Genomic DNA, 21,884 nt, shown 5'->3' on the forward strand with positions numbered 1-21,884 from the left:
TTGTAAACACTATTCTTCATCTGGAAAATTTCTTTAAAAACTTTAAATTGTAACGCCATTAAACATATTTTTTTTTATAAAGTTATGATAGCACTACGCCGTATATTTGCGTAACGACCCGTAAATGGGTAATTCTATTAAATTTAATACATACATTTACCCCGGGACATTATATTTTACATTAACCTATAACCGCCCCTACCTATCTATGGAACTAACAACCTATTTCACAGACCGCCAAAGATTTACATTAAAAAGCGTTTGGATACCAGGCATCATTTTATTTATACTTGGCCTCATTGCCACCTTCCTCTACAACGTAAATGGCGCATTCATGTGGGTGACATCGCAAGGAACCTTCACCGTTGCGGTAGTATTCACCTCCATTAAACTGGCCATTGCCTATGGATGGGAACATATCATCACCAAGGACTACAAAAAAGCCCTCCTTACCATCGCCGGCTTCATCATTTTAAATTTCGGTGTCAACTGGTTGGCAGATCGGGGGTATGGTCGGCTTCCCGCTTACATTGACGGTACATTCATAGGAATTATATGGAGTATTCTTCAGGTGATCGGTGTCTGTTTTATCTCAGGGAAACGGAATTTCTGGCAAACCGGTCTGGTAGCAGGTCTCATTATCTGCTATACTACTGATTTCCCTTTCTCACCGCTTTCCTACGTTCGCCTATCGCCTTTTAATTTACAATTTGCATTAAAAGACTTCTTCACACCATTCCTGATTTATGGCTGGATCTTTCTCGCCGAAAATTATTTCAGTGAAAAAGGGTACAGTAATATTCTCAATTCCAAAATACAGGTGATAAGCGGTAAGGAATATCGCATGCTTTATCCTTTGGTTTCCATTTCCTGCTGGGTAGTCATATACCATTCAGCAGTTTTGTTGAAAGCATATGCACAAAATGATTATTTCAGAACAGGATACAGTGGTTTTCAGTCTCCCGCGGTCCTCACCAACGCGGTTACCTTTGTCATGATAGTGAGTATCTTCTATATCACCGCTACTATGACCAGGAATATTGTGATCAGCAGAATGAACACTATTGGCAATAACAATGGCTGGTTGTACCTCTTACATTTCATTCCTTTTGCGAATATCATTGTATGGTACAAACTGTACAAAGCGGCACCAAAACATGATAGCAAAAGTGAAAATGGTATATTTTATCAGACAAAACGTGATGCTTCTATCAATAATTATATTATTGGAATAGGTGTATTATTCAGCATACTGTCATTATGGATGACGTACAGTGGCCTCTTCTATATAACCTCAGCAGTTAGTGGCATTTTATCCTTTGCCATATTTGTCAAACTAATTACCTATTTCATTTTGGATAAAAGTAAAAATGCTGTTGTCTTGCACGTTGTATTTGGCGCTGCAGCTTCTCTCATCCAGTTTATTGCTGCAGCTGGTACAGGAAGGCCCTCTTTAGCATTATTCCTTGCTGTTGTACTGCACTACTTCATCCTGATAGAACTCTTCCATCCTGAATTAGAAGAAGCCGATACTGCTGAAATCCCTGCATCAATTATCGAATAAATAATGATATTGACGGACATCAGGTGATGTCCGTCAATATCATTCTCAATCTGTTTAACGTTCCCATTAAGGCAATGCTGGTTGTCAACTCCACGATTTCTCTTTCCGTAAAGTAATTCGTTAACAATTGAATATTCCCTTTTAAGCCCGTCACCGCCGCTGCATATTCCCACTACTTATTTTAGTGAATATTTTTCGGGGAATGCGGATGAAAATTTTCAGGATTATGTGCTACGGTCTAAGATCCGGATTGCGGTATCAAGAGCGAAATATACTACAAAACCAGCCTCCCCACCGACTGGTTTTTTTTGTATATTCATAACAAATTGTTTTCCCATGCGCATCTTTACAACGGCTCTTATATTGCTCACCATCCATGCTCATGCACAATACAATGGCACCTATGAATATAGCGATCCCGCTACTTTGCAAATCGCCACTTCTCCCAAAGACCACCAGCTCTATGCTATTATTAAAGAAAGTAAATACCTGCTGAAGGTATATAACAAGGATACGTTTCTAAACGGCTCCAATCAACAGGTCATTTTTAAAAGAGATAATAATAAAATCACTGGCTATACAGTAGATGGCCACACTTATCGAAGGCTTAACAATACGGTTACTTTTCAATGGTATGCAAGAAAAGATACCCACTGGAATTATCGTATCCCTGCCGACAGGCATGATGGCCTTACACCCGGTTCGCTCAATACTTCAGGTGTAGATACCGCGCGGATCCATACCTTAATATCCCGCATCATAGATAACAGCTATCCTGATGTACACAGCATACTGCTTGTTAAAGATGGGAAACTAATTCTCGAAGAGTATTTTTACGGCTATACCGAAAACACGACTCACCAGCTACGGTCAGCGACCAAAAGCGTCTCCTCCGCTATGATTGGATTGGCTATTCAAAAAGGGCTTATCAACAGCGTGCAGGATAAAGTGGTGAGCTTCTTTCCTGATTACAATATCACAGACTCTATTAAGAATACCATTACTATCCGCGATCTCATGACACTGCAATCCGGCTTTGCCTGTGATGATACAGATCCAAATTCTCCCGGGAATGAAGTAAAAATATATCCGACAGATGATTGGATCAAGTACATCCTCAACCTGCCCATGACACACATCCCGGGTACCACGGCGGCCTATTGTTCAGGAAATACGCTGCTGATAGACAGAATTGTGGAAAAAGCTTCCGGGCAGTCGCTTTCTGCATTTGCAAAAGATAATCTGTTTGCGCCTTTGGGCATTACCCGGTTTAAATGGAATTTCCAGCCGGATAAGACGCAGCAGGATGAATTCGGACAGTTATATCTAAGGCCAAGAGATATGGCTAAAATCGGAATGTTATTCTTAAATAAGGGGAAGTGGAAAGAGAAGCAATTGATTCCGGAAGCATTTGTACAGGAATCGTTTTCAAAACAATCAGTTGTGGAAGATATTGATTACGGGTATACATGGTGGCTGGAAACGCTGAAAAACATCCCGGGTATAGCGGCCAAAGGGAATGGCGGGCAGCGTATTTTTATATGGCCGGGATTGAATATGGTGGCAGTGATTACGGCGGGGAATTATAATCAGCAATCGCCAGCGAATAGGTTGTTGATAGAATGTGTGTTGTAAGGATGCAACTATTGATGGATCTTCCTGGAATGATAACTCCGGGTATTAAAGAAGATCCTACCTGATGATATCGAAAGAATCGAAAAGAGGAAGGCTTGCAGCTGGCTGCAAGCCTTCCTCTTTATTCACCTTCAACTGTCACATGAAATGCGACATCTATATTACCTCTTGTTGCATTGGAGTAAGGACAAACTTCATGCGCCCTTTCTACCAGTTCTTTTGCCTTTTCAATTTCCACACCTGGAATATTCACACTCATTTCCACAAACAGTGCAAAGCCCACACCTTGTTTTCCGATGCTTACCTTTGCTGTCACAGAAGAAGTACCAGTTTCCACTTTTGCATTCCTGATCATAAGGTTCAACGCGCTGTCAAAGCAGGCTGCATAGCCAGCTGCAAACAATTGTTCAGGATTGGTCGCTCCACCAGGACCACCCATTTCTTTTGGGATCCTGACGTCCAGTTCCAGGATGCCATCTGTAGATTTAACATGACCATTCCTACCACCTGTTACGGTTACTGATGTTGAATACAAAGCTTGTTCCATGATTTAATATTTTAAATGTGTCCTACTTTATTTAATAATTTATGTAGTGTAGCACGCAGCTGCTTCAGTTCTTTTTCACTCATATCCATTTCACAGGCCAGCTGTGCGGGTATTTTTTCTGCGCTCTTTTCCATCTTTTTGCCAACTGGCGTCAGGGCAATATTTACCACGCGCTCATCCTGTTCGTCCCTTGTACGCTTCACCATCCCTTTTTCTTCCAGTCGCTTGAGTAATGGCGTCAGGGTACCACTGTCAAGGAATAATAGTTCACCCAGGGCTTTCACTGTTATCACGCTATGCTCCCAGAGCACCATCATGACCAGGTACTGAGGGTAGGTGAGGTCCAGCTCTTCCAGCAACGGCCGGTAGAGGGCGGTGATCTGCCGGGAGGCCGCGTAGAGCGGAAAACAAACCTGATTTTCCAGTTTCAGCAAACTCATATCTTCTCATTTGGTTTACCAAAATTAAATTGTGCACAATTAATTTCCAAATAAAATAATGAGATTTCACTTTCAACCGGCCACAGGCTATTGTCATAAAAAGAAAAGAGGGTGTATCATAGTTAGATACACCCTCTTTTAATTCGGAGACCTGATGGAGCCAGATTCCATTTTATGCGATTCTAAGAAGTTTCATTTATTTAGGTTACACCCTCTTTCCTTTTGGTATATAATTCCTTTATTGTTCCGTAGTAATCCCCTTACTATCCGTCGCCATCTTCATCTCCATTGGTGCCACCGCCATTGCTGTATGCTCTACAACTTTCTCACTAATCAATTTCCCCTTTTCATCATACTCCTTCACATATCCCTGCCCCTGTCCTATCTCATGCAATGTACTCACGATGCCATTGGGATAAAACTTCTTTGTAATCACTGAATCCTTTCCTTTCACATACTCTTCCTGCAATAACCTCCCGGTTGGATCAAACTCCCTCGTCAACATCACCTTCTGCATCTGGTCTACCTGTTTCCACTGCTGTAATTTTCCATCAGGGAAAAAGCTTCTTCTCAGGTTTGCACCATTCCCCAGTTCCTTGTAAGTATATTCCAGCGTACCCTGCTCATACTCCCTCGTACTATCCAGACTTCCATCCGGGGTGTAAAAGTTTTCACGGATCAGGGCCTTATTCTTAAATACCTTTTCCTTCTGAATATACCCTTCCCTGAAATCCGCTTCTGAAATCAGGATCTTATTATCATATACCTGACGCTTACCATTCAATTTATTATCACGCAACTCCATGGTAATCATCAGAAATGACTGATCATTACTGAATATTTTCCTGGCAGATCTGTCCAATGTTCCATTATTATCCACATAGAAATAAAACCGGCTTTGGTCTGGCCATTCAGTCACATAATAGCCCTCTTTCAGAGCAGAACTATCTCTATTTAATACGGTAATTGTCTTTACACGACTCCTTTCCTTCTCCTTTCTAATTAGAGTAGACCCGTCTAATGACTTATACTGTTGCGCATAACCACTTGATATCGAAGCACATAAAACCAGACCACAAAAAGTCAGCTTTAAATAGGTTAGGGAGTAATTCATTGGGTAAATATATAAATAATTAATAATAAGGCATATGTTAATTTTATTATTCACCTAATATTCAATTATAAGCGAGCCTAAAACAGGGGGATAAATATGTCATTTCAGGGGGTATTTCTATAAGGGAAAAGCAACATTGAAATAATGCAGGTTCCGATTTAGATTAATAAAAATCTCCTATCTTAGAGTGCAATTATGAATGCAACACAAACACATTTAACCCTGTGGGAAAAATCGAACAATTCCCAATCGACGACGGGCCAGCTACTCTCCCATTCTCAACCCGACTTGCCAAAGAACAACGCTGGACTAAAAAATTCACACAAAGAGCCATCCTTGAATATAAGCGCTTTATATTACTCTGTTGTGTACTGGACGAAGGCGCCTCTCCTTCCAAAATCGTAGACGAAGTATGGCACCTGCACCTTACCTATACACGCTCTTACCGGGAAGCTTTTTGCCGTTGTACTTTAGGCAAAGAATTACATCACATCCCCTCTTCCGGTGGCAATGAGGAAGACAGCCGGCACATGAAATGGTACCAAGAATCACCTGAACCACCCTGTAGAAAAATATAACACCCATCCAATAAATAACAATTGTAAAGGCACCCTGAAATACAAATAACCATACCCCGGTCCTTCATGGTTTGCCATCTCTATATTTAGGTTTATGCTGGCCGCATATATATTTGCAGGCAATAAAACTATAAAAAGAATAATCAACAGGTTCCCTGCAATATTCCTTGTAGGAGGAAACAGCAACATGATCCCCAGTACAATTTCCACAATCCCACTTATATACACTACTGCTGTTTTAAAAGGGATCACGGGGGGCAACATCATCACCATCCCGTTTGTAAATTTAAAATGTCCGAAAGCTGTCAGTAACAGCATACAGCACATGGCTACATTGCCTGCAAATAGCAGCGACCATTCCCCTGTTGATAAACGGGCAATGATCAGCGACAAAAAGAAAGTAACTAATAATACGATCAAAGGTTTCATAATACAAATTTGAATGATTCACATTTGAACGAAAATGATGTATGTTAGTTTCCCAAAAGCTGTTTTCTGATCCGGCTTAAACTTTCAGGCTGTATACCCAGGTAAGAAGATAAATGTTTCACAGAGATATTGCTTATTAATGCTGGCGCTCTTTTTAGTAAACCTGCATAACGCTCTTCCGCAGTGCGGGATAATAAGTCCATCTCCCGCCTCAGCCGTTTTATATACTGATATTCAGCCATCAGGCGTCCAATCCGCTCTCCATGATGAGAATGTGCATAGAAAGACTGTAATTCACGGTAGTTGATGAGAACGGCCATTGTCTCTTCCAATACTTCTACAAATACTGTACTTGGTTCCCGGGTAATGAGGGAATAATAAGCGGTCACAAAATCGCCTGCAAACTGAAAATCTACCGTAAATTCTTTGCCATCCCGGATAAAGTAATGGCGGGTAGCCCCTGTGTTCAAGTAATAGATCTGGCTTTCCACTTCCCCATCCCTGATCAGGAAGTCACCTTTTTTATACGTTTTGAGGTGCAGGGTCTGCGAAAACTCCGCCCATTCTGTGTCGTCGAGTGGCTGAAAACTGAATACCGCGGCCTTTATCTGGTTGAAATCACTCATAGTATAAAAATAGCAAATCCAATTCGATGTGCCAGCCGCAGCGGCATATTATTTGTACCTTTTCTATAGTAAAACTCAATCTTTATGGAAAAACGAGTACTGGGCGTTGTATTCACCGTATTAGGCGCTCTTGGATTAATCATGGCTGCTGTGAGCTTTGTGAATGCCGGCGGCGGCACCCGGAGTGTAAAGATGATTGTCATCTACGCACTGCTGGGTATGGTATTCTTTTTCTCAGGTATCGGACTGATCAGAAATACGAAGGACCGTCCTTCCTGATCAAATGGAAATCGGTCTCATATATCCACATCAGTTATATAAACATTATTGCCACCTGCCCCCGCATGTTTATGTAGTGGAAGACGAACTGTACTTTTCCCAATACAATTTCCACCAGCAAAAGATATTGCTGCATCGGGCATCTATGCAGTACTATGCCGGCCGGCTCAAAGCTGGCGGGCATGTAGTACATTATATAGAGGCGCAGGATAAAAGGGCACAGACACACCATTTATTCGAATACCTTTCTGCTCATCACGTTACGGCCATTCACTACATCGATACCATAGATTACCTGCTGGAACGGAGAATACAGCGCTATGCGGAACAATACAATATCACCCTGCACCGTTGCCCTTCGCCTAACTTCATTGGCGATCTGTCTTATTTTGATAAGAGTAGTAAATATTTCATGGCTTCCTATTATAAATCTGAGAGAAAGCGGTTAAACCTGCTCATGAATGGTAATCGTCCTGCAGGTGGGAAATGGAGCTTTGATACGGAGAACAGGAAGAAGATGCCGGCTAATGTTGCAGTGCCGGCTATGCCCATCTTTCATTATGATAACTATGATGCGGCGAGACATTACATACAGATGCATTTTGGGCACAACAGGGGAAAAATTACCCAATTCAATTACCCGGTTACACACAGGCAGGCCGAACGCATGCTGATATTTTTCCTGAAAGAGAAATTGCCCCATTTTGGGGAATATCAGGATGCAATTGTAAAGGAGGAACATTACCTGTTTCATTCTATTTTATCCTCTTCGTTGAATATTGGTTTACTCTCTCCGGAAACGGTTATAAAGAAAGCGATCAGTTATGGCACCAGATATCGTATTCCGCTGAATGCGCTGGAAGGATTTATCAGGCAGGTAATTGGCTGGCGGGAGTTTATGAGAGCGGTGTATACGAAGGAAGGGGTGAAACAACGGACGACTAACTTCTTTGGGTTTACACGAAAAATCCCAATATGCTTTTATACTGGCGAAACTGGTATTCCCCCTATTGACAATATTATTCACAATTTAGAGGATAGGGCTTATGTGCATCATATTGAAAGATTGATGGTGTTGGGGAATTTTATGCTGTTGTGTGAGTTTGATCCGGATGAGGTGTATAGATGGTTTATGGAGCACTTTATTGATGCATATGATTGGGTAATGGTGCCGAATGTATATGGTATGAGTCAGTTTGCGGATGGAGGGTTGATGAGCACAAAGCCTTATATTTCTTCTTCTAATTACATATTGAAAATGAGTGATTACAAGCGGGGGCCGTGGTGTGAAATATGGGATGCATTGTTTTGGCGGTTTATGCATGTGCATCATGAACTCATTAAGAACAATGCAAGGTTGGCAATGTTGAAGATTCCACCGGCGAAGCAAAAACATTATGTGGAAATTGCGGAGGAGTACCTGAAGAAAATTTGTGAGGAAGTGGTGACAGTAAAAAAGTGAGATAAAATCTTTACTTTTACGTATATATGAGTCAGTCCCAACTCTCCCGTCACCTTACCTTGCTGCAAGCCACCGCCATCAATATGACCGACATGGTCGGTATCGGTCCTTTCGTCGTACTCAGCGTAGTTGCAGAGATTATGCACGGTCCCTGGTTCCTTTATGCATGGATCGCCGGCGCCCTCCTCTCCTTCATCGATGCAATGGTATGGAGTGAACTTGGCACTACCTTCCCCGAAGCCGGCGGCAGTTATAACTTCCTGAAAGAGAGCTTTGGTCCCCGCACCGGCAAACTGATGAGTTTTCTCTTCGTATGGCAAACCATGATCCAGGCCCCACTCGTTATTGCCTCTGCCGCCATTGGTTTTGCACAATATACTATGTACCTCTACCCACTTGGTTTCTGGGAAACCAAAGCCGTGAGCGGAGCCGTCATCATCCTCATCGTATTCCTTCTCTATAGAAATATTGAAACTATCGGCAAGATCAGTGTCACGCTCTGGATAGGCGTGTTAGTAACTATGATCTGGATCATCGGCGGTGGTATGGCGCAAGGGCATTTCCTTGAACCTATTAAACATATCAACGATGGTTTTAAGTTCAACATGACATTTGCCGCAGCATTAGGTGCAGCCAGTGTAAAATCGGTGTACAGTTATCTGGGCTATTACAATGTATGTCACCTGGGGGGTGAAATCATTGCTCCGCAAAAGAACATCCCGCGCAGTATGTTCATCTCTATTGCGGGTATCGCGGTATTGTATCTCTGCATGAATATCAGTGTGGCTGCTGTTTTACCACTTTCACAAATAGAACAAAGCAAATTCGTTATCAGTGAATTCATCCAGCAACTCGCAGGTCCTACCGCGGCTATGATTGTAACGGTATTGATACTCTGGATTGCATTTGCCTCTGTATTTTCTGCCACGCTGGGGTATAGCCGTATTCCATATGCAGCGGCAAAAGACGGGGCGTTTTTTAAGATCTTTGCGAAGTTACATCCTACTAAGAATTTCCCTTATATCTCCCTGCTATTTCTAGGTGGTGTCGCCTTTGTATTCAGTATGTTCTTTAAACTGAAAGAAGTGATCACAGCGATACTGGCTATGCGTATTATGATCCAGTTCATTGGTCAGGCTATCGGACTGCTGGTATTGAACAAGCGCAAAGGAAGGAATTTTGTAAAATGGAGAATGCCACTTTACCCGGTACCGGTGATACTCGCTATTCTGATCTGGATATTGATCTTCGCATCCACAGGTTATATGATGCTGGCGGGGATGGCTGTCACTTTATTAGGCATCCTCATTTACTTTGTCAAAAACAGGATCAACGCTGGCCATTAGCCACTTTCTTTTGATCTCTTAATTCCTGCACCTGTGCAGCTGCATGTTCATTGGCCCAGTTTTCCAGCGCAGCCAGTGCAGGTCCCAATGCCTTGCCTTTTTCAGGAATACGGTAGTATACTTCTGGTGGAAATACCTGTCTTTCCTCACGGATGATCAATCCATCGGCTTTAGGTGTTCCAGCAAGACCTTCTTGGCTACTTTAGGGATATTGCGCCATAGATCCGTGAACCTGATTTCCTGCTGGTGGAATGACGCCCAGCTCATCATCGTACACCTCGAAGCTGTAAATCATTCAAAAGAAAACCGTGCACAAATAAGATCTGCCTTTCTACATCAAAATGTAAGGGTACCAGATGACGGGGAATTTTTTTATATTTAATAGATGAAAACATCCACCTCTTATGAACGTGCCTCCATGCCCCAGGGCACTGCCGCCGTACTTGATACCCGTACCGTAGAAAATGCCAACGCTAACCTCCTCACCGTTTTACAACCCGGACTATCTGTTCTCGATGTAGGTTGTGGCAGTGGTACTATCACAAAAGGTATTGCAAAATATGCAGGTAAAGTAACCGGTATAGACAGAAGTGAAGAACTCATTTCACTGGCAAAAGTGAACCCGGGCAATGTCACCTTTGAATTAGGAGACATTCTGGATTACCAACCAGCTGAGAAATTCGATATCATTACCACTGCACGCACCCTGCAATGGATCGCTAACCCATACGCTGTCATTAAAAAGATGGAGTCTCTGTTAAAACCCAAAGGACTGCTCTGTGTACTTGATTACAATCACGAAGCCATTCGCTGGGACCCGGCTCCGCCTCAGTCCATGCTGGACTTCTACGCTGCCTTTCTGAAATGGCGTGAAGATGCGGGAATGGACAATGCCATTGCCGATCATGTGATAGACCTGGTACATGTACAGGCATTAAAGCTCACCGTTACGCAACAGGATGAATATGCCGAACGCGGGATGGAAAATTGGGATACACACATCTCCCTCTGGAAAAAAGTGGCGGAGACCAGGGGCAATCAGCTCGTAGCAGATGGTTACATCACAGAAGCAGCGCGACTGCAGACCATAGCAGAGTACGACGTATGGGCCAAAGAAGAGGCAAAGAGCATGCGCCTGTACCTGAAGGCGACGCATGCTACTTTTTAGGTATTCACCATATTCATACTATGTGAATCGTACCGGTTGCCTACTGCCACACCGAATGATTCCAATTGTGTGATCTCAGCTGGTGATAATACTATTTCCGCAGCGGCGGCATTCTGCTCAATATATTTAACACGTTTGGTACCCGGGATGGCGGTAACGCCTTTCGAGAATACCCATGCCATTGCCAGCTGTGAAGGAGTAATTCCCTTTTCAGCAGCAAGATTCTGGATGGCTTTTACCAACTCAAGATTTTTATAAAAATTCTCTCCCTGGAAACGTGGGATATATCTTCTGAAATCATCTGCAGGAAAATCATCCGGACTCTTTATTTCACCTGTAATGAAGCCTCTGCCTAATGGTGAATAAGCCACAAATCCGATCCCTAATTCACGTATTGTGTCCAGTACACCATTGGACTCCGCTTCTCTTTCAAAAAGGGAATATTCGGTCTGTAATGCAGAAACAGGATGTACTGCGTGTGCCTTGCGGAGTGTTTCAGGAGATACTTCAGAAAGACCGAGGTATTTTACTTTTCCTTCTTTCACCAGCTCGCTCATCGCACCTACGGTTTCTTCGATAGGCACAGCAGGATCTACACGGTGCAGGTAATAAAGGTCTATGTAATCGGTACCGAGGTTTTTGAGTGAACGTTCTACTGCTTTGCGAACATATTCAGGACGGCCGTTGATCACGCTCCAATCCATCTGGTCATTATCATCGATGTAGAAACCGAACTTGGTGGCGATGGTGTATTTTGCCCGGTTGCCTTTGATGGCTTTTGCCACTAATCTTTCATTCAGGAGAGGGCCATATGCATCAGCAGTATCCAGCCAGTGGATGCCGAGTTCAAAGGCACGATGAATGGTTGCGATGGCTTCGTTCTCATCCGCTTTGCCATAGATGTCGTTGCCACCGATAGTCGTCATTCCCATACATCCCAGTCCTTCCACAGGTACTTCCAGCCCCTGGGTGCCTAATTTTACGCTTTTGATTGCCATAACAATGTTTTGTTTTATGATATCAAAATTAGGACTGATCCTTAGGGATAAATTATACTTTTCAAAGGATTAATTTAAAGTTTCACTTCCTTGCGAACGGCTAAGGGAGTTAATCCCGCATGCTTTCTGAAAAAGCTATTAAAATAAGAGGCATATTCAAATCCAAGACTATAGGCGATGTCCGCTACACTCATGTCTGTGTGTCTTAATAATGACCGGGCTTCTGCCAGGATACGGTCATTAATGTGCGTGGTGGTAGACTTGCCTGTTACTTCCTGCACGGCGGCATTCAGGTGGTTGACATGGACGGCCAGCTGGTCGGCATAGTCGCCTGCCTTCTTAAATTGCAGGGTAAATTGGGGAGGGTCTACGGGAAATTGTCTTTCCAGCAGGGTCAGGAATAGCTGCGTGATCCTGCTGGCGGCATTCTTAGGGGGTGCGTAGGCCACTGCCGGCTCCATTTTGATAGCTTCATGTATAATGAGTTGTACATGGTTGCGGATCAGTTCATGCTTATAGATATATTCGCTATCCATCTCTTCGCGCATGCGTAGGAAAATACCTTTCAGGTATTCTGTTTGTGCAGGATTCAATAGATAGAGAGGATCTCCACCCGGTTTAAACAGGCTGGAGTCTTTTAAGGATTCCATGCGCCCGCCTTCCAGCAAAAAGGTTTCTGTAAATACACAGAAGTATCCGGTTACTTCTACATCCGGGTTATCTGCCCAGCTATAGGGCACCATGGGATTGGTAAAGATCAAAGCAGGCTGGTCAAATTTGATATTCCTGTTGGCGTAAAACAACTCCCCTCCTCCTGACAGGATCACTGAGATCTTGTAGAAATCACGCCTGTTGTAGGATGAGAGGGTGCAATTGTTTTCTCCGGTAGCAGCAACGCGGAAGGTACCTCCGATCTGCTCAAATCTCAGTAGTTCATAATTTGACTGTGACATGGGGTAAAATTACACATTTCAAAGGGAAATCGTGGCTTCAATTTATATTGGGTAGAAGCTATTTCTCTAACTGTGTAATCAATTCAAACTTTGTAAAGGTTACTTTTCTGCCGGTGCAATCAATTCAAACTGGGTAAAGGCTATTTTTCTCCTTGTTTTGAATCCTAATTTCTCATACACTTTTACAGCCCTTTCATTAGTAGCCGTTACATGCAGGAATGGTAATACGCCGGCATCCAGGTTCTTTGCCACTATATGCGCTACCAGTTGCTGTGCATAACCCCGGCCTGTAAATTCCGGATGGGTCACTACCGCACTCACTTCTGTATAGCCATTCATGCGCATGCGTTCTCCTGCCATGGCCACCAGCTTACCTGACTGGAAGATGCCAAAGTATTCACCCAGTAATGGAGTTTGTTCATAAAAAAAGCCTGGCTGCACAAGATTGACCAATGTCAACATGTCAGCCAGGTGGGTATCCTGTAATTTTACTATGCCAGTTTGTGGCACCTCTGCTTTTACCTCGCACATCATTTGTAGACAATCTACCTGCCTTACAAATTGCCAGTTTTTCGGCAATACAGGTACATCGCCTACTGTATACATCTTCTCTCCCACTGTAAGCCAGTCGTGCAGTTCATTGTAGGACGCGGCTTCCGGATGTTCGGCACCCATTAGTTGTAATACGCCTGGTTTGTACCGTTGTACGGTAGGTGTGCCTTGTGCCAATGTGCGGTGCACTGTCTGCAATGCATGCCAGACAGGGTTATCTAAAATTGTCATAATAAGACGGTGGTAAATACTATGCCATAAAAAAAGGGCTGTCTCAAGACTGAGACAGCCCTTTTTTATTAGGGTACCTGATGGCAGGTAGAATTGTAAGAAATTATCAAATTAGTATTTCCACAGTTCAGAACGTGGAGGCAGTTTCACCACTTTCTGATTCTTATCGTCAAACAGTGTGCGGAACACGAAAGAAGATAAATTGAACGGTTTTACATTGCTATCTTTCGGATTGATGGCTTTACATCTTTCAAGCAGATACAGTGCGCGGGTTACCTGATCAGACAGCAATGCACATGTTACGGAGTTTCTTGCACACAGGTTCTTTACATTCTGGCTGATGCCCGGGCGTTGCAGGATCTCCTGGTATTTCTCTAACATTCTTGCCAGTACAGCTTTGTTTGCGAGAGACGTTTCCTGTGTTTCCAAATGCTCGATCGCATAGTCAGTACTATCCACCAGTGCTTTGATTTCCTGGAAACCATTTTCAGGATTCTTTACATCATACAGGTAGTAGAAGTTATTCGGCACTTTATAATAACCATACGCATCATTCAGCCACTGTGCCATGGCAACGGTCATTTCACTGAAGCGCTCATTGTACAGACGGTTGATAGTACTACCTCTGAATTTATCCAGCGCATCGTAATACAGCGTATCGTTACGGAAGGGAATTACGCCAGTATAGTTTGGAATAGGGCGCACGAAGTTCTCGTGAAACTCCTGTCTGAATTCCTTGCCTTCATCGATTACGATCAATGTTTTTTCGATCTCACCAGCTTTGTTCACCACTTCAATTTTGATAGGGCAATAATAGATGATGGTAGATACATAGCCGTATCTGTTATCGCCGACAGGTACTTTGCGTATTCTGCCGAAATCAACGCCGGTTAAACCCGGAGAAACGATCCTGAAAGTGATGTCAGGTGTTTCACCTTTCTTCGCACGCATGTATTTACCAAAGATGTAAATGTTGTTGTGCAGATCAGGTCTGTCATTTGGCACCGTCATGATAGCAAATTTCTCTGTCTCAGGCATTTCTCTGATCAGGGCATCCTGCCATACTTTGCTGGAAGCATATTTTGATTTCAGCTGCAGGTCGTCTTTCTGACCTTCAGGAGAAACCAGCAGGGTGTTAGGTCTTTCGTACAGTGCCAATGTTTGCGCATACAGGTCGCCAGTACGGGTTTTGTAGTTGTCTATCAGGGTTTTGATAGCGACTTTTGATTCTTCGTTGTTACCATCCTGCAGGGCATAATAGTAAGGCATGAGTTCACCGGGAGCGGTCTTCAGCAAACTATCTGCATAGTGATGGCTGGCAGCAGGGCCATTCTTTGAAACGTCTGCAGCGACTGCAAATTCTGAGAAACGGGTGTAGATCTTAAAGTTTGCTCTTACAACCATGTCTTTGATGAGTACATACAGGATAGCTTTGTGGATGTCGATCCATCGGTCTTCAAGTTTCTCACCTTTTTCAGGTTTGGATTCGTTGCGGTAATTGGGCGTGTTGAGGGTGTTGAAAACCTCATCATTCAAAAGAATTTTGTCAGTGAGTTTTACCGTCTCCTTTAGCTTATCTTTTTCGTTACCTAAAAAGAAGGCCATGTTGGGCTCTAACAATTGTTTGAATTCCAGGTACTGAGACTTGGCGGTGTTCGCAAGATAGGTACGGCTTTCAGTGTCAGAATAGGCAAAGATCATTCTGAATCGTGCGTCGTAATCAAGCATTTTGAATACGATGTCGGATTTTGTTTGTTCTCGGTCTTGAGCAATTGTCCCTTTGGAAACTGTTAACAAAGACAAAAGGAGGGGCAGCCAGAATACTGCTGGTCTAAACTTAATCATAGGTAAGGCTTATATTGAATTATTGTCCTCTGGGTTATCGATAAAATGGGATTAATCCGGACGCAAATATAGTATTATTATTTCACATATCATATCATTTCATTTCTCTCAAAGCGCGACAGGCGGATGCTATACAATGAAAATAAGAATCCCCTACCTTTGTGGGCTATGTTATTTCCTTCATTGTTCAATACTATTATTATACTGACTGTGCTCATTATCGTAGCGGTGTTGAGTATCATTACGAAGAAACTCACTGTTGCTGCGGGTATAGCGGCGATTGTGGTGGGATGGGTTATTTTTGCGGGCGCTGGGTATGTGGGTGAGTTACAGTTATTTACATTTTTTGTATTATCAGTATTGGCTACGCGTCATGGCCGGTTATTGAAAGGGAAGGATCACGGGGAGATTCGGGATGTGTGGCAGGTATTTGCGAATGGCGGGGTAGCGGCGATATTGGCGGTATTGGCGATGATTGATTATAATCATACAGAATTGTACACGTTGATGATTGCTGGTTCGTTGGCGGCGGCGACGGCAGATACGTTGTCTTCTGAGTTGGGGATGGTGTATGGGAGGAGGACATTTAATATATTGACGTTCAGGAGGGAGGAGAAAGGGTTGGATGGGGTGATTAGTATAGAAGGGACGTTAATAGGGGCGTTTGGTGCGTTTATCATTGCGTTTATTTATATGTGGGACAGGAGTTTGTGGGTTATAACGCTGGCGGGTGTAGGGGGGAATGTGATTGATTCGGTGTTGGGTGCGACGTTAGAGCGGAGGAAGATGATAGGGAATAGTACGGTGAATTTTTTGAATACGCTGGCGGGAGGGTTGATTGCTTGGTGGTTGTTTTAAGAAGGGGTTAAATGTATATCGAAGGGTTTTATGCACAAATCCGGTGGTTCTTATCCAGCCAGCAGATAAAAAAAACAGGTCCATCTCTAAAACCGTGAACCCGCTTGGTATTATCCACACGCAATTCAAACATTTCAACTAAATTTTGTATTGATCTGCGAAATCTGTTATCAGGATATTTATATATCGGAATAACTGTTGGTGCTAAACCTGTTTTTGCAACTTTTCCTCCTGTAGCTAAAAGGTTTTTCCAATTATATTTATGCAATTTGTTAATGAAATTCCAAAATGTCTTCATATCCTGTTTACTCCAATCAGAAAAGCATTGAAAATCATGTTGAATGAATTTGATGGAGGCAATGACATGCGCACGATCCCCTTCCAATTTCCATCCATTAAAATCTTCCATACTCATTTGAGAATATTCATCGGGCTGCGGTGCAGCTGAGGCTTTCTTTTTTGGAATGATACTTTTATTATGATGCTTTTTTCCCATTGTTCATTCTTTTTTTATAGTAGTCAATCATATCTTTATGGGTAATTGCTTTATCTACTTTTTCGAACATATCCAATCCTTTTCGTGCTTTTTTCCATGGAAGCTCTCTTTTAGTTAATTCCTGTAAATAGCCAGCAGAGTGCTCTCCATAAATGGTATATACCTCTTCCAGCAGTTCCTCTATTTCAGCAGAAAAATCGGTCTTTGCCCAATCCTTGAACGAATCAATGGCAGCAGCCCGGGGAATATCCTTGAATCTGTGATAAATACTGGCAACTACAGGTCCATTTGGCCATGACTCTATTTTTTCTTTAAACAGTGGCTTGCCATAAATAGCTAAATGCCATGCCTGTGCGTAGTAGATTAATTTCTGCAATTTTAAATGGGATATCGTATCTCCTGCATTTGTATCAATACGTCCCAAAAACCAATTAGCAATTGCATTTGCATCATAAATCATTGTAAACAATTTTTGTTTTAATAAAGTGATTAATTTTCGCAAATCTAACCAACAAAACCCAATCCACAAGCGGGTTTCATTAGATAATCAACTTGATCATAAGCGAATTATTCTGATCAAATAATTAAATAAATAAAGGCAAATCCATTACAGATTTGCCTTCATTTATTTGCCCTTATTTTAAGTTACAAAAACTAATTCATTATTTCTTCTTTGGTTTTGGCTTTGGCAACACACTATGCGTATTAGCCCACTCTCTCCACAATCCTTCCAACTCCTTCACTCGTAAAGGCTCCTGTGCAGCCACATCATTTGTCTCACTCCTATCCTTTTCTAAATTGAACAAATGCCACGTACTATCATTACTGGCACTTACCAACTTCCAGTTACCCACACGTGCATACCTCGCACCAAAATGTTCATTGAACAACTCCTCATGTCCTGTCACTACCTGTCCTTTAAATGAAGGTACCAGACTCACCCCACTACCTGCCTGAATCGCATGACCATTATAGTTAGCAGGATACTTAGCACCCGCCAGTTCAATGAATGTATTCATAAAGTCCATTACATGCCCCACCTGTTTGCTATACCCACCTATCTTTGCAGTGATCCCCTTTGGCCAGAAAGCAATCATTGGGGTATGAATCCCCCCTTCAAATGACTCTGCTTTCCAGTAACGATAAGGTGTATTTCCTCATGGGTGAGGCCCTCAAACCGGCTTAGTTTAAACACCGTTTGCTGCTGGGGAGTCAATTGACTAATGGCCCGCTGGATATGGGAATCAAATTCTTTAAATTCCAGCTGTTGGGCGGGTGTGCCATTTACATCTGCAAAATATTCAGTAAAATAATCATCTAAGCTGCCAGTAAAGACTTTCCTGCGTAAGCGATCTAAGAGAAGATTGCGTGTGGTGATATATAAGAACCCATCAAACCGCTCTACCTCTTTTAACATCGCGCGTTTTACCCAGATTTGGGCAAATACCTCCTGCGCCACATCCTCCGATAGTTCCGGCGATTTGGTAAAAGCTAGTGCAGTAGTATAGATCCGATCCCAGTAATGTGTATAGATTACTTTGTAAGCCTCCGTATCCCCCGCTACTACCAACTTTAGAAGTTCCTGTTCGTTATGTAACTCATTTTGCACCATGCAGAATGACAACTCCTTTTTGGCTGATTGTTCGGCTTAAAAATAGTAAAATCTATTTTTTAAAGGGAAATCTTATTTTTTAGGGACAGATCTTCCCTATTATCAGGTCAGGCACAACAATTTAGGGTGCGGATTGATAAAGAGTAATAAACAGGTGGCGTAGGTGAAGGAGTTCCATTAATTGCATCTACCGGATAAGGGTGTAGTTAAAGGAGTTTCATTATTGCATCTACCAAATAAGGGCGTAGTTGAAGGAATCGCATTACTGAATAAAGGCGTGGGCGAAGGATTCAAACTACTCCCATTTGCCGGATAAAAATGAATCGACGTTGGTTTGCATCAGGTAGAGTTATTTATCAATGATCATTCAATGGTAGACCCCGGCGCTGAAACTCTTTCCAATTAAGATACTCATCGCCCCGGCGCTGTTCTTTCATCGTGATACAGTCATCTACCGGACATACCAACTTACACAGATTACAGCCCACACATTCATCCTCTTTAATAGCGTATGTATTATACGGATTGCCATATGATAAACTAATCGCCTGATGCGAACCATCTTCACAACTGATATAGCACAATCCACAATGGATACATTTATCCTGATTGATATTCGCTACAATATGATAATTGATATCCAGTTCTTCCCACTGAGTCAAGGTTGGTACTGACTTTCCGATAAAATCATAAATAGTGGCAAATCCTTTTTCATCCATCCAGTTATTTAATCCTTCACAGAAGTCCTCTATAATTCTAAATCCATACCGCATAGCGGCTGTGCACACCTGTAAGCTGGTGGCGCCCAGGAGCATAAACTCTACTGCATCCCGCCAGGTACTGATACCCCCAATACCTGAAATGGGTACTTTTGAAGTAATCGGATCCTGACTGATGGTCGTTAAAAACTTTAATGCGATTGGTTTCACCGCCGGGCCACAATAACCTCCGAAAGTAGATCGGCCGCCTACATTTGGATTGGGTACGAAGGTGTTTAAGTCTACACCTGTTACAGACTGAATGGTATTGATGAGTGACAATGCATTCGTACCGCCGGCTACTGCTGCTTTTCCTGTGGGTACGACTGAATGTACATTGGGGGTAAGTTTTGTTATTACGGGGATATGAGCGGCTTCCATCACCCACTCTACTACCATTTTTGCTATTTCAGGGTCTTGCCCTACGGCAGCTCCCATACCACGTTCTGTCATGCCGTGAGGACAGCCAAAGTTTAATTCTAATCCGTGGGCGCCGGTGTCTTCAACTTTTTTGATTAATTCATGCCAGCTTTCTTTGTTGTTGTCTGCCATGAGAGATATAACCATAGCCCTGTCGGGGAATAAGCGGATGCATTCTTTAATTTCTTTTAGATTGAGATCCAGCGGGCGGTCACTGATCAGTTCAATGTTATTCATGCCCATTATACGGTTGCCATTGTAATCTATGGAGGAATATCGGGAGGAGACGTTTTTTACCTGGCTGCCGAGGGTTTTCCATACGGCACCACCCCAGCCGGCTTCAAAGGCGCGGAGCACATTTACCTGTTTATCTGTTGGGGGCGCACTTGCCAGCCAGAAAGGGTTGGGGGATTTGATGCCTAAAAAATTGGTTGAAAGGTCTGCCATAAGTTAATTTTGAAACAGGTAAAATAATAAGGCGGTTTTCTTACAGGTAATCATGGTTTATTGTTTAGAACAGGTAAAATAATAAGGAGTTTTTCTTACCGGCAATCATGGTTTGTCATTCAGAATAGATAAAACAATAAGCTATTCACCAATCAGGTATTGCAATATTGCCTTCGCGCCTTCCTTCCCGGCCTGCACCGCATCTACCACCTCCTTCCCCCCATTCACACAATCCCCTCCTGCAAACACCCCAGGCAAACTAGTCGCCGCATGTTCATTAATCAATACTTTACCATGATCGTTATCTATCTGCGGAGATGCCATTGTATAGGGTAACTGTCCCGTTGCCTTAATCACCATATCTACATTCAGTGTAATCAACTCTCCTGTACCCACCGGTGATTTCCTTTCATCTAACCGCATCATTTCACATACTAATTGTTTCACCTGCCCATTCTCTCCTGTAATTTCTTTCGGCGCTGCCAGCCAGATAATTTTGCATCCATCCAGTTTTGCGATATTTAATTCTGTCTCTGTACAAGGCATTTCTGCTTCGGTTCTTCTATATACGAGGGTCACATCTTTTGCACCTAATCTTTTCGCCTGCGTAGCCGCATCAATAGCTGTCATGCCCATACCAATCACGGCTACAGACTCACCTACCGGCACTTCAGGATAACCCTTTGTACGAATCTCATAGATGAAATGAATCGCATCTACCACACCATTTAATTGCTCACCAGCTATAGATAACTGTCTTGCCAGCCCTACACCATATGCGAGGTATACAGCGTCATATTGTTGTTGTAATATTTCTAACAATACATCTTTTCCAAGTTGCATATTGTATAGCACATTGATACCGCCTAATGAAATGATATAATCTACTTCCTCCTGACAGAACTGTGGTGTCACTTTATAAGCCGCAATCCCGTACGTCATCAGCCCTCCCCCCTTGCTTTCCTTTTCGTAAATTGTTACATCTACGCCCTCTCTCGACAAAGCATGTGCACAACTCAATCCCGCAGGACCCGCGCCAATTACTGCTACTCTTTTCCCATTGGAGGGCTGGCGGGTAAATAATGGCCATTTCTCCCGGATAGCCCGTTCTGTGGCATAGCGTTGCAGTTTTGCAATCGGAATGGCTTCTTCTTCCAGGAGATTGTATACACAGGCACCTTCGCACAACTTTTCTACAGGACATACTTTTGAGCATCCTCCACCCATGATATTGGCAGATAGGATAGTATATGCCGCTCCTTTCAGATTTTCTGTTGTAATCTGTTTTATAAATTTGGGCACATCGATACTGGTTGGGCAACTTTTCGTACACGGCGCATCATAGCAGAACAGGCAGCGGTTTGCCTCTACCAGCGCAGCACTGTGGATTTCAAATGGAGGGTGGATGTCGCTGAAATGCGCATTGTATTCTTCGGTGGTCAACCTGTTATTACGAAGGGACATAAGAATAATTTATAGTTCTGAAGGATTGACACATGTCTCAGACGGTATTTCAAAAAGCCATA

The 21,884-nt window shown here is 42.9% G+C and carries 24 protein-coding genes; 8 read left to right on the top strand and 16 right to left on the bottom strand.

The genetic code is table 11. The features are described from left to right. The first annotated feature begins 208 nt into the window (after nt 1–208). Together BW716_RS11375 and BW716_RS11380 are read left to right on the top strand one after the other, a co-directional pair. Nucleotides 209–1,564, top strand: coding sequence for a hypothetical protein (locus BW716_RS11375; RefSeq protein WP_143708828.1), 1,356 nt, complete (start codon nt 209–211; stop codon nt 1,562–1,564). Nucleotides 1,565–1,900: 336 nt separating this feature from the next. Beyond that, on the top strand, nt 1,901–3,199 hold the full coding sequence (locus tag BW716_RS11380) for a serine hydrolase (RefSeq protein ID WP_083722676.1): 1,299 nt from the start codon (nt 1,901–1,903) through the stop codon (nt 3,197–3,199). 121 nt (nt 3,200–3,320) lie between these two features. Here BW716_RS11380 and BW716_RS11385 read toward each other — a convergent pair whose 3' ends face one another. The 3 genes from BW716_RS11385 to BW716_RS11395 all read right to left on the bottom strand — a co-directional run bounded on the left by BW716_RS11385 (nt 3,321) and on the right by BW716_RS11395 (nt 5,300). Continuing rightward, the gene (locus BW716_RS11385; RefSeq protein WP_083722677.1) at nt 3,321–3,746 is read right to left on the bottom strand and encodes an organic hydroperoxide resistance protein; all 426 of its coding nucleotides are present in this window, start codon (nt 3,744–3,746) and stop codon (nt 3,321–3,323) included. Nucleotides 3,747–3,757: 11 nt separating this feature from the next. After that, the gene (locus tag BW716_RS11390) at nt 3,758–4,186 is read right to left on the bottom strand and encodes a MarR family winged helix-turn-helix transcriptional regulator (RefSeq protein WP_083722678.1); all 429 of its coding nucleotides are present in this window, start codon (nt 4,184–4,186) and stop codon (nt 3,758–3,760) included. Nucleotides 4,187–4,424: 238 nt separating this feature from the next. Beyond that, the gene (locus tag BW716_RS11395; RefSeq protein WP_083722679.1) at nt 4,425–5,300 is read right to left on the bottom strand and encodes a toxin-antitoxin system YwqK family antitoxin; all 876 of its coding nucleotides are present in this window, start codon (nt 5,298–5,300) and stop codon (nt 4,425–4,427) included. A gap of 224 nt (nt 5,301–5,524) precedes the next feature. On the opposite strand from BW716_RS11395, the gene BW716_RS36130 reads away from it, so the two are divergent. Next, nucleotides 5,525–5,878, top strand: a complete 354-nt coding sequence (locus BW716_RS36130) for a hypothetical protein (RefSeq protein ID WP_143708829.1) — start codon at nt 5,525–5,527, stop codon at nt 5,876–5,878. Here BW716_RS36130 and BW716_RS11400 read toward each other — a convergent pair. Beyond that, nucleotides 5,849–6,307, bottom strand: coding sequence for a hypothetical protein (locus BW716_RS11400; RefSeq protein ID WP_083722680.1), 459 nt, complete (start codon nt 6,305–6,307; stop codon nt 5,849–5,851). The genes BW716_RS36130 and BW716_RS11400 overlap by 30 nt on opposite strands. A gap of 44 nt (nt 6,308–6,351) precedes the next feature. Beyond that, complete coding sequence (locus BW716_RS11405) at nt 6,352–6,933, bottom strand: Crp/Fnr family transcriptional regulator (RefSeq protein ID WP_083722681.1); 582 nt, start codon at nt 6,931–6,933, stop codon at nt 6,352–6,354. 84 nt (nt 6,934–7,017) lie between these two features. Between BW716_RS11405 and BW716_RS11410 the strand changes: the two genes are divergently transcribed. The 3 genes from BW716_RS11410 to BW716_RS11420 are packed head-to-tail and all read left to right on the top strand — an operon-like array spanning nt 7,018 to nt 10,020. After that, nucleotides 7,018–7,212: a hypothetical protein gene (locus tag BW716_RS11410; RefSeq protein WP_083722682.1), complete on the top strand. Its 195-nt coding sequence runs from the start codon at nt 7,018–7,020 to the stop codon at nt 7,210–7,212. 4 nt (nt 7,213–7,216) lie between these two features. Then, a complete protein-coding gene (locus tag BW716_RS11415; RefSeq protein ID WP_083722683.1) occupies nt 7,217–8,674 on the top strand; it encodes a cryptochrome/photolyase family protein in 1,458 nt (485 codons plus the stop codon). Between the two features lie 26 nt (nt 8,675–8,700). Continuing rightward, nucleotides 8,701–10,020 carry an APC family permease gene (locus tag BW716_RS11420; RefSeq protein ID WP_083722684.1) on the top strand — a complete coding sequence of 440 codons (1,320 nt, stop codon included), beginning with the start codon at nt 8,701–8,703 and terminating at the stop codon, nt 10,018–10,020. Here the strand turns inward: BW716_RS11420 and BW716_RS37625 are convergent. Further along, on the bottom strand, nt 10,004–10,180 hold the full coding sequence (locus BW716_RS37625) for a helix-turn-helix domain-containing protein (RefSeq protein ID WP_083722685.1): 177 nt from the start codon (nt 10,178–10,180) through the stop codon (nt 10,004–10,006). The two genes, BW716_RS11420 and BW716_RS37625, sit on opposite strands and share 17 nt — an antisense overlap. 225 nt (nt 10,181–10,405) lie before the next feature. On the opposite strand from BW716_RS37625, the gene BW716_RS11430 reads away from it, so the two are divergent. After that, the gene (locus BW716_RS11430) at nt 10,406–11,188 is read left to right on the top strand and encodes a trans-aconitate 2-methyltransferase (protein WP_083722686.1); all 783 of its coding nucleotides are present in this window, start codon (nt 10,406–10,408) and stop codon (nt 11,186–11,188) included. On the opposite strand, the gene BW716_RS11435 is transcribed toward BW716_RS11430, so the two are convergent. From BW716_RS11435 to BW716_RS11450, 4 genes are all read right to left on the bottom strand, one after another. Then, nucleotides 11,185–12,186 carry an aldo/keto reductase gene (locus BW716_RS11435; RefSeq protein ID WP_083722687.1) on the bottom strand — a complete coding sequence of 334 codons (1,002 nt, stop codon included), beginning with the start codon at nt 12,184–12,186 and terminating at the stop codon, nt 11,185–11,187. The two genes, BW716_RS11430 and BW716_RS11435, sit on opposite strands and share 4 nt — an antisense overlap. A gap of 74 nt (nt 12,187–12,260) precedes the next feature. After that, nucleotides 12,261–13,139 (bottom strand): AraC family transcriptional regulator, encoded by an 879-nt coding sequence (locus BW716_RS11440; protein WP_083722688.1) that lies wholly within the window; start codon nt 13,137–13,139, stop codon nt 12,261–12,263. Nucleotides 13,140–13,238: 99 nt separating this feature from the next. Beyond that, on the bottom strand, nt 13,239–13,922 hold the full coding sequence (locus BW716_RS11445) for a GNAT family N-acetyltransferase (RefSeq protein ID WP_083722689.1): 684 nt from the start codon (nt 13,920–13,922) through the stop codon (nt 13,239–13,241). 111 nt (nt 13,923–14,033) lie between these two features. Next, a complete protein-coding gene (locus tag BW716_RS11450) occupies nt 14,034–15,650 on the bottom strand; it encodes a hypothetical protein (RefSeq protein WP_143708830.1) in 1,617 nt (538 codons plus the stop codon). A 285-nt stretch (nt 15,651–15,935) separates the two neighbouring features. Between BW716_RS11450 and BW716_RS11455 the strand changes: the two genes are divergently transcribed. Then, complete coding sequence (locus BW716_RS11455) at nt 15,936–16,625, top strand: DUF92 domain-containing protein (RefSeq protein ID WP_083722800.1); 690 nt, start codon at nt 15,936–15,938, stop codon at nt 16,623–16,625. A gap of 28 nt (nt 16,626–16,653) precedes the next feature. Here the strand turns inward: BW716_RS11455 and BW716_RS11460 are convergent, their stop codons facing one another. The 6 genes from BW716_RS11460 to BW716_RS11485 form a co-directional block, all read right to left on the bottom strand. Next, nucleotides 16,654–17,121, bottom strand: a complete 468-nt coding sequence (locus BW716_RS11460) for an MAG6450 family protein (RefSeq protein ID WP_083722691.1) — start codon at nt 17,119–17,121, stop codon at nt 16,654–16,656. Beyond that, entirely contained in the window at nt 17,102–17,581 is a 480-nt protein-coding gene (locus BW716_RS11465) for a Panacea domain-containing protein (protein ID WP_083722692.1), read from the bottom strand. Before BW716_RS11465 ends, BW716_RS11460 begins: the two co-directional genes overlap by 20 nt. Before the next feature lie 202 nt (nt 17,582–17,783). Continuing rightward, nucleotides 17,784–18,218, bottom strand: a complete 435-nt coding sequence (locus tag BW716_RS11470) for a sulfatase/phosphatase domain-containing protein (protein WP_235643614.1) — start codon at nt 18,216–18,218, stop codon at nt 17,784–17,786. Then, nucleotides 18,215–18,733 (bottom strand): RNA polymerase sigma factor, encoded by a 519-nt coding sequence (locus BW716_RS11475; protein WP_083722693.1) that lies wholly within the window; start codon nt 18,731–18,733, stop codon nt 18,215–18,217. Before BW716_RS11475 ends, BW716_RS11470 begins: the two co-directional genes overlap by 4 nt. A gap of 356 nt (nt 18,734–19,089) precedes the next feature. Further along, complete coding sequence (preA, locus tag BW716_RS11480) at nt 19,090–20,358, bottom strand: NAD-dependent dihydropyrimidine dehydrogenase subunit PreA (protein WP_083722694.1); 1,269 nt, start codon at nt 20,356–20,358, stop codon at nt 19,090–19,092. Between the two features lie 141 nt (nt 20,359–20,499). Continuing rightward, nucleotides 20,500–21,822, bottom strand: a complete 1,323-nt coding sequence (locus BW716_RS11485; RefSeq protein WP_083722695.1) for an NAD(P)-dependent oxidoreductase — start codon at nt 21,820–21,822, stop codon at nt 20,500–20,502. Between the last annotated feature and the right edge of the window lie 62 nt (nt 21,823–21,884).

It is taken from the genome of [Flexibacter] sp. ATCC 35208, assembly GCF_001975825.1.
In the GTDB taxonomy this organism is placed as follows: Bacteria; Bacteroidota; Bacteroidia; order Chitinophagales; family Chitinophagaceae; genus Chitinophaga.

What these genes read in the sequence shown, in the direction of transcription:
- BW716_RS11375 (WP_143708828.1), top strand. Translation starts at nt 209, where the DNA reads ATGGAACTAACAACCTATTTCACAGACCGCCAAAGATTTACATTAAAA.
- BW716_RS11380 (WP_083722676.1), top strand. Translation starts at nt 1,901, where the DNA reads ATGCGCATCTTTACAACGGCTCTTATATTGCTCACCATCCATGCTCAT.
- BW716_RS11385 (WP_083722677.1), bottom strand. Translation starts at nt 3,746, where the DNA reads ATGGAACAAGCTTTGTATTCAACATCAGTAACCGTAACAGGTGGTAGG.
- BW716_RS11390 (WP_083722678.1), bottom strand. Translation starts at nt 4,186, where the DNA reads ATGAGTTTGCTGAAACTGGAAAATCAGGTTTGTTTTCCGCTCTACGCG.
- BW716_RS11395 (WP_083722679.1), bottom strand. Translation starts at nt 5,300, where the DNA reads ATGAATTACTCCCTAACCTATTTAAAGCTGACTTTTTGTGGTCTGGTT.
- BW716_RS11400 (WP_083722680.1), bottom strand. Translation starts at nt 6,307, where the DNA reads ATGAAACCTTTGATCGTATTATTAGTTACTTTCTTTTTGTCGCTGATC.
- BW716_RS11405 (WP_083722681.1), bottom strand. Translation starts at nt 6,933, where the DNA reads ATGAGTGATTTCAACCAGATAAAGGCCGCGGTATTCAGTTTTCAGCCA.
- BW716_RS11410 (WP_083722682.1), top strand. Translation starts at nt 7,018, where the DNA reads ATGGAAAAACGAGTACTGGGCGTTGTATTCACCGTATTAGGCGCTCTT.
- BW716_RS11415 (WP_083722683.1), top strand. Translation starts at nt 7,217, where the DNA reads ATGGAAATCGGTCTCATATATCCACATCAGTTATATAAACATTATTGC.
- BW716_RS11420 (WP_083722684.1), top strand. Translation starts at nt 8,701, where the DNA reads ATGAGTCAGTCCCAACTCTCCCGTCACCTTACCTTGCTGCAAGCCACC.
- BW716_RS11430 (WP_083722686.1), top strand. Translation starts at nt 10,406, where the DNA reads ATGAAAACATCCACCTCTTATGAACGTGCCTCCATGCCCCAGGGCACT.
- BW716_RS11435 (WP_083722687.1), bottom strand. Translation starts at nt 12,186, where the DNA reads ATGGCAATCAAAAGCGTAAAATTAGGCACCCAGGGGCTGGAAGTACCT.
- BW716_RS11440 (WP_083722688.1), bottom strand. Translation starts at nt 13,139, where the DNA reads ATGTCACAGTCAAATTATGAACTACTGAGATTTGAGCAGATCGGAGGT.
- BW716_RS11445 (WP_083722689.1), bottom strand. Translation starts at nt 13,922, where the DNA reads ATGACAATTTTAGATAACCCTGTCTGGCATGCATTGCAGACAGTGCAC.
- BW716_RS11450 (WP_143708830.1), bottom strand. Translation starts at nt 15,650, where the DNA reads ATGCTTGATTACGACGCACGATTCAGAATGATCTTTGCCTATTCTGAC.
- BW716_RS11455 (WP_083722800.1), top strand. Translation starts at nt 15,936, where the DNA reads ATGTTATTTCCTTCATTGTTCAATACTATTATTATACTGACTGTGCTC.
- BW716_RS11460 (WP_083722691.1), bottom strand. Translation starts at nt 17,121, where the DNA reads ATGGGAAAAAAGCATCATAATAAAAGTATCATTCCAAAAAAGAAAGCC.
- BW716_RS11465 (WP_083722692.1), bottom strand. Translation starts at nt 17,581, where the DNA reads ATGATTTATGATGCAAATGCAATTGCTAATTGGTTTTTGGGACGTATT.
- BW716_RS11470 (WP_235643614.1), bottom strand. Translation starts at nt 18,218, where the DNA reads ATGATTGCTTTCTGGCCAAAGGGGATCACTGCAAAGATAGGTGGGTAT.
- BW716_RS11475 (WP_083722693.1), bottom strand. Translation starts at nt 18,733, where the DNA reads ATGGTGCAAAATGAGTTACATAACGAACAGGAACTTCTAAAGTTGGTA.
- preA (WP_083722694.1), bottom strand. Translation starts at nt 20,358, where the DNA reads ATGGCAGACCTTTCAACCAATTTTTTAGGCATCAAATCCCCCAACCCT.
- BW716_RS11485 (WP_083722695.1), bottom strand. Translation starts at nt 21,822, where the DNA reads ATGTCCCTTCGTAATAACAGGTTGACCACCGAAGAATACAATGCGCAT.